We start from the raw sequence: 6,559 nt of genomic DNA, 5'->3' as shown, positions 1-6,559 counted from the left end.
TCCCTCGGGCACGCCGGGTGCGGTCTCGACCAGCAGGTCGGCGTCGCGCAGGGCGATGGGCAGCCCGTCCTGTTCCGCCGAAAGCCGGTCGGGCGCGGTGTTGCGCACGAAGTCCGGTGAGACCAGCCCGTGGCGCCCGGTCTCGACCAGCAGGATCGGCTCTTCATCGGGCGAGATCGCGAGAAAGCGCTGCAGCTCGGCCTGCGTATCGGGGCTCAGCGCCGCGCGGGCGATGCTGGGGGGGCCGAGGTCGACGATCCAGAGGTCGAGATAGGGCGCGTCGGGCTCGTCCTCGGCTTCGGGATCGTCATGGGCCCAGATGGTGCCGGCGAACTGCGCGTCGATCTCGGCGTTGCTCACCACCGCGTGGGTGGCGATGCCCTGATCGACCAGAGCCTGCCAGTCGAGCGGCTCGTCGACGGCGGAGTCGGGGAAGGCGGGCGGGCCGGAGGAGACGCCCTGCATCTTCTCGCGCGCCACCTCGCGGGTCGCGGCCATGATGCTCTCATGCGCGATGCGCACGCTCGCGGTCGCCTTGGTGACGCCGTCGAGATAGACCAGCGCCGAGCCGCCGGAGCCATGGCCATAGGCGTTGCCGACAACCATGGTCTCGGAGATCGAATGCCCGGCATATTGCTCGAGGAACCCCCGCAGCGGCGCCTCACCCAGCCCCGAGACGAAGATCGGCTCGTTGTGCGAGATCAGCCGGACGTCGAGGAACTGGCCGTCGAGATCGAGCATGACGAAGACGTTGATCGGGGCGCCGGAGAAGCCGGGCAGGGGCGCCATCAGCTCGGTCTCGAAGGCGTAGCCGGCGAGCCCTCCGCCGGAATTCCGCAGCTCCCACAGGCCTTTCTCGTTGACCTGCTCGCCGAGCGCGTAGGGGGCGTAGACGAAGCCCTCCATCGCCTCGCGGTCGAGCGCCTCCGCCCCGGCCCGGGCGGGCAGGAGGGCGGCGAGACTCAGGGCAAGGGCGAGAACCAGAAAGCGCATGGGCGGAACCCTAGCAAGCGGCCGGACGGCTGCCGATGCGACCTAGGTCGGAGGACGACTCAGGCTCCTTCGTCGAAGTATGCTTCGTCTATTTGCTTGATGTGGAGCACGTCGCGATCCCTGCATCCGACGTTGTAGCGGATCATCAGGCGAGCCAGCTGAGGGCCATCGATCAGGATGATACGTGTGCCGAGCGCAAGTGCGGTGTCACGGGCAGATGGCGAGAAGGACGAGGTGGTAAAGAAGATGCCCTTTGTCGCGCGCCGGATATTGAGTGCGCCAAAGAAGTCGCGGATGTCGCCGGCGCCGACGGTGTTCGTTTCAGCGTATCGCTTAGCTTGGATATAGATCTGGTCAACCCCAAGTGGATCTTGGTCGATGACGCCATCTATACCATTGTCGCCGCTGCGGCCCAGTGCGCGGCCCGCGTTCTCCGACGAGCCTCCGTAACCCATGCGTATCAGTAACTCGATGAGCAGGATCTCGAAAAACGCGGGCGACGCAGCCCTGACCTGATCCAAGAGGTTCGCGGCCAAGGTTTCGTTCAGGCGTTTGTAAGCAAGCTGGATGCTTTCATCCGGCGTAGTCTGATCATTGCCTGCATCGTCTTGCTCTGCAGTGTCCTTCACGTTCGTCTTGGACCGGGTCTGAAAGGCGCGGAACTGCTCGAACTGTTGCAGGTAGGCCGTATCGACACAGGCCGTTGGATCGCTCGCGACAGATCGTCCCAAATCGGTGAGTTCGTACCAGGAGCGACGGGGGTTACGTACCAGTCCGGCCTGCTTGAGGTATGAGCGCGCCCAATGGACCCGGTTGGCGATGGTGGTCTGCGTGCCGCTCGGGAGAAGCTCGGCGCGCTCTTCATCTGTGAGGCCGAAGGAGACTGCCAGTTCCTCGACGACATCCGAAATCTTGCGCTCTCCCTCGAGGGCAGCTTCTAGGACCGGCCTCATCAGCGTCTGGTAGTTTGGTATCATCCGCGTTTCTCCTCAGCTCTTAGGTGCTTAGCTGGAGAGCGGCGCTGACTCCAGAGACTTGACGGACCTAGGTCGGAGGGAAAGGGAGAGGGGTAAGCGGTGCCTTGGGAGGGGAAGGGTAAGGCACCGCTTGGGGGTGTGCCGGCGCAGCGCGGAGGGGCCGCACCGGCACGGGGCGTGCGCCCCGGGCGTCCATGATTGGCAAGGGGGGACGCCCGGGACGGGAGGAGCCTTAGAAGAAGCCCAGCTTGTTGGGGTTGTAGCTCATCAGGATGTTCTTGGTCTGCTGGTAGTGGTCCAGCATCATCTTGTGATTCTCACGCCCGATGCCCGACTGCTTGTAGCCGCCAAAGGCCGCGTGGGCCGGGTAGGCGTGGTAGTTGTTCACCCAGACGCGGCCAGCTTCGACCGCGCGCCCGAAGCGGTAGCAGCGGTTGGCATCGCGGGTCCAGACACCGGCGCCGAGGCCGTACATGGTGTCGTTGGCGATGGCGAGCGCCTCGGCCTCGTCCTTGAAGGTGGTAACCGAGACAACCGGGCCGAAGATCTCTTCCTGGAAGACCCGCATCTTGTTGTGGCCCTTCAGGATCGTCGGCTGGATGTAGAAGCCGTTCGACAGATCGCCGTCAAAGCTAGCCGCATCGCCACCCACCAGAACCTCGGCGCCCTCTTCGCGGCCGATGGTGAAGTAGGACATGATCTTGTCCTGCTGCTCGGCGCTGGCCTGCGCGCCGACCATGGTTTCCATGTCGCGCGGGTCGCCCTGCTTGATGGCCTTCACGCGCTGGATGCACTTCTCGATGAAGGCGTCGTAGATGTCTTCCTGCACCAGTGCGCGGCTCGGGCAGGTGCAGACCTCGCCCTGGTTGAAGGCGAAGAGCACGAAGCCCTCGACCGCCTTGTCGAGGAAGGCGTCATCCTCGGCCATCACGTCCGAGAAGAAGATGTTCGGCGACTTGCCGCCCAGTTCGAGCGTGACCGGGATCAGGTTCTCGGTCGCGGCCTGCATGATCTTGCGGCCGGTGGCGGTGGAGCCGGTGAAGGCGATCTTGGCGATGCGCGGGCTGCTGGCCAGCGGCGCACCGACTTCGGCGCCCATGCCGTTGACGATGTTCAGCACACCGGCGGGCAGCAGGTCGGCGATGAGCTCGGCCAGCACCATGATCGCGGCCGGGGTCTGCTCGGCGGGCTTGAGCACGATGCAGTTGCCGGCGGCAAGCGCGGGCGCCAGCTTCCACGCGGCCATCAGGATCGAGAAGTTCCACGGGATGATCTGGCCGACGACGCCCAGCGGCTCGTGGAATAGGCCACGGTGTCGTGGTCGATCTCGGACATGTTGCCTTCCTGGCTCCGCAGGACGCCTGCGAAGTAGCGGAAGTGGTCGACCGAGAGCGGGATGTCGGCGGCGGTGGTCTCGCGGATCGGCTTGCCGTTGTCCCAGGTCTCGGCCTGGGCGAGGGTCTCGAGGTTCTCCTCGAGGCGGTCGGCGATCTTGAGCAGGATGTTGCTGCGCTCGGCGGCCGAGGTGCGGCCCCAGCTCTCGCGGGCGGCATGGGCGGCGTCGAGCGCCTTCTCGACGTCGGCGGCGTCGGAGCGGGCGACCTCGCAGACCTTGGCGCCGGTAATCGGCGTGATGTTGTCGAAGTAGCGGCCATTCACCGGGGCGACGAACTCGCCGCCGATGAAGTTGTCGTAGCGGGCCTTGAAGGGCGAGGCGTACTTGCCCTGCGTTTCGGTCATGACGTTCATGGTAATCCTCCTGTGCGCACCGGGTCCTCCACCCGGGTTGACCTGAAGACTGGCAAGTCCGGCGGCAGGCGTCATCCCGACCAAGGTCGCGGACGGCGCGGAACTGTCTCGCAACTGAGACAGGTCGGAGGGGGAAGCGGCACATGCGGGCCGCCTTGGGGGCCGAAGGGAGGGGCAAGCGGTGTCTTCGGGCTTGGCCTTCGGGAGTCGAAAGCGTCGCGCTCGGGCCGGTATGAGGCAGGTGCCGGGAAGTCGAAGCGGTGCCCTCGGGCCGCTTCGGGCCTGCTGTGCCACTTCAAGCCTGCTGTGCAGGGAAGCGCCGTTCGGGCCTCTTTGCGGGTCGCCGTGAGGGGGGAAGCGCTGTTCGGGCATCCTTGTGGTCGCCGGGAGGGGGTACTCGCGCCGTCACGGCGACTGACGGGACCGGGAGGCGGTGTGTTCGGGCGGTCCCGGAGGATGTCGCGACGGGCGCGCGACGGCTACTCGGCCGCCAGCCGCGGGCCGGTCATGGCGCCCACCAGGCGTGCGCCGGCCTCGCCCGCGAGATAGGACAGCCGGCCGCCGCAGACCGTCGCCTCGATCTCGCGCGTGGTCTCGTTGACCACGACGAAATCGGCGCGCTTGCCGCGGTCGAGCGTGCCCCGGTCGGCCAGGCCCATGATCTCGGCGGGGGCCTTCGAGATCAGCTCCCAGGCGCGCGGGAGGTCGCGGATGCCGCGGTCGACCAGCACCCAGGCCGCCTGCGCGAGGCAGGGATAGTGGTAGTCCGACACCAGCGCGTCGCAGAGCCCGCGCGACACGAGGTGCAGCGCCGAGACATTGCCCGACTGCGAGCCGCCGCGCACGACGTTGGGGGCGCCCATCAGCACCGGGTCGTTGCAGGCCTTGGCAAGCTTGGCGGCGGCGGCGGTGGTCGGGAACTCGGCGATGCGGGCGCCGATGATGCGGTAGTATTCCCGCGTCTCGCCGTCGGGGTCATCATGGCTGCCGTAGCGGATCTCGAGCGCGTCGAAGGCCTCGGCCAGGGCGCAGAGGTGGCGCGGCACATCGCGGGCGCGGGCGCGCGCCGCCTGCAGTACGGCAAGGAAGTCGACCGGCGACCGGCCGCCGCGCTCGGCCCATTGCGTGACCTTGTGGGGCGCAGTCTCGGCCGCCTCGAGCGTCTCGGGCAGGTGGTTGTTGAAGACCACGTAGTCGATGCCGTAGCGCTTCACCGCCGCGATCAGGCGCTCGCGGGTCTCGGGCATGTGGGTCTCGCAGCGGATCTGGACGCGCAGGTCGGTCAGCGCGCGCGGGCGGTAGGTCTCCATCGCCGCCATCACCGCCTCGGCGAAGTCGGGGCCGCGCATGCCGCCCTCCCAGCTCCAGCATTGCGCGAGCCACGCGGTGGTGATGCCGTGGGAGGCGGCCTCGCGGTCGGTCGAGCGCAGCCCCGCCTCGATCGGAAAGGGGGCCGAGGGGCGCGGGGCGATGTGGCGCTCGAAGGCGTCGCCGTGCAGGTCTATGATGCCGGGCAGGATCAGGTAGCCTGACATGTCAACCTCGGGCAGCGGGCCCTTCGTAATGAGCCCGCCCTCGATCACCAGCGACCGCTTCTGCAGCTCGCCCTCGCGTAGAAGGGTGGCGCCCACAAGGCGCAGGGGGGGAAGGAGTGCCGTCATTCTGGTGACCCGCTCGGAGGTTTTCCACAGGTTCTAGCGAGGCAACGTGTCACCCGCGTGACGTGGAGGACACAGCAATTCACAACCTTGGGTTTTATTCGCGGGCCTCAGCAGACCTCGCCAGACCCGGACACGCCCCGTCAGCTCTCATCGGCGGAGAAGGTGAGCGCCACCCGGTCCCCGGCGAACCATGTCAGTCCGTATTCCACCGGCACGCCCTCGGGGTCGATGTTGACGCCCTCGCTGCGCAGGAGCGGCGCGCCCTCGCGGGTGGCGAGGTGCAGCGCCTGCGTGGGCGTGGCGGCCTCGGCGGTGAGGCGGGGGTGGGGGCGGGGGTAGTCGGCGACGCCCGTCAGCCGCCGCGCCTCGGGGGCCGGCGGCCCCCCCCTCCGGGGCTCCGGCCGGCCGGGCATGCGCTCGGCGGGAAAGCAGCTGACGAAATGCGCGATGGCGACTCCCTCGGCCAACGACAACCCCTCGTAGACGATGACCGGCGCGCCCGCGGGAAGGGCGAGCGCCTCGGCCTCGGGGGTGTCGGCGGGGCGGGTCTCGACCCGCAGCACCCGCTTCTCGGGCAGCCGGCCCGAGGCGCGGATGTTCTGCGAGACCCGCCCCCGCCCGCCGATCGGGTAGTCGAAGGGGGCCGCCTGCACGAAGACCCCGGCGCCGCGCCGGGCGTGCACCAGCCCGCGCTCGGCCATGTCCGCGAGCGCCCGGCGCGCGGTGTGCCGGTTCACGCCGAAGCGCGACGAGAGCTCCGCCTCGGTCGGGAGCTTGTCTCCGGCGCGGTAGAGCCCGCGGCCGATTTCGCCCTCGAGCTCTTCGGCGATGGATTTCCAGATCGGACTGCGGGCCATGTCCTGACTCTTCTGTCGGGGCCGCTGCCGGGCCCTGTCACCGAAATTTCACGTATGCGGGCTTGCGTCGAAAGCCGACTCACCTCTATGATTTGTCTAGTTGTATAGAACTCTAGACAAGTCGGCAAGGTTGTCCAGATGAGCGTGACAGAAATCGGAACGGAGGCCCGCAGGGGCTGGATGGGGCTGCTGGCCCGGGCGCCCGCGGCGCGGCTCGCAGGGGTGTTCGACCCTCTGGGGGCGGCGCCGGGCTTCGAATGGCTGCGGGCGCCCGAGACCGGGGGCGTGATGGTGCGCGGCCGCACCGGCGGCACCGGCGCGC

Annotated in this window: 4 protein-coding genes and 2 pseudogenes; 1 reads left to right on the top strand and 5 read right to left on the bottom strand. The window is 68.1% G+C overall.

Annotated elements, in window-relative coordinates:
• The 5 genes and pseudogenes from HC022_RS16440 to phnF all read right to left on the bottom strand — a co-directional run.
• Positions 1 to 993, bottom strand: a pseudogene (locus HC022_RS16440) (4Fe-4S binding protein); the annotation flags it as partial.
• A gap of 59 nt (positions 994 to 1,052) precedes the next feature.
• Positions 1,053 to 1,970: a restriction endonuclease gene (locus HC022_RS16435; RefSeq protein WP_167453149.1), complete on the bottom strand. Its 918-nt coding sequence runs from the start codon at positions 1,968 to 1,970 to the stop codon at positions 1,053 to 1,055.
• A gap of 232 nt (positions 1,971 to 2,202) precedes the next feature.
• Positions 2,203 to 3,719, bottom strand: a pseudogene (gene adh, locus HC022_RS16430) (aldehyde dehydrogenase).
• A 479-nt stretch (positions 3,720 to 4,198) separates the two neighbouring features.
• Complete coding sequence (locus HC022_RS16425; RefSeq protein ID WP_167453148.1) at positions 4,199 to 5,380, bottom strand: alpha-D-ribose 1-methylphosphonate 5-triphosphate diphosphatase; 1,182 nt, start codon at positions 5,378 to 5,380, stop codon at positions 4,199 to 4,201.
• A gap of 140 nt (positions 5,381 to 5,520) precedes the next feature.
• A complete protein-coding gene (gene phnF, locus HC022_RS16420) occupies positions 5,521 to 6,237 on the bottom strand; it encodes a phosphonate metabolism transcriptional regulator PhnF (protein WP_167453147.1) in 717 nt (238 codons plus the stop codon).
• Positions 6,238 to 6,375: 138 nt separating this feature from the next.
• Between phnF and HC022_RS16415 the strand changes: the two genes are divergently transcribed.
• Positions 6,376 to 6,559 (top strand): phosphonate C-P lyase system protein PhnG (locus tag HC022_RS16415; protein WP_167453146.1); only part of this gene is annotated, 184 nt, incomplete at its 3' end.

This window comes from Salipiger sp. HF18 (assembly GCF_011806505.1).
GTDB classification, from domain to species: Bacteria; Pseudomonadota; Alphaproteobacteria; order Rhodobacterales; family Rhodobacteraceae; genus Salipiger; species Salipiger thiooxidans.
Note: the sequence above shows the minus strand (reverse complement) of the source record. Positions and strands in the feature narration are given on the sequence as shown.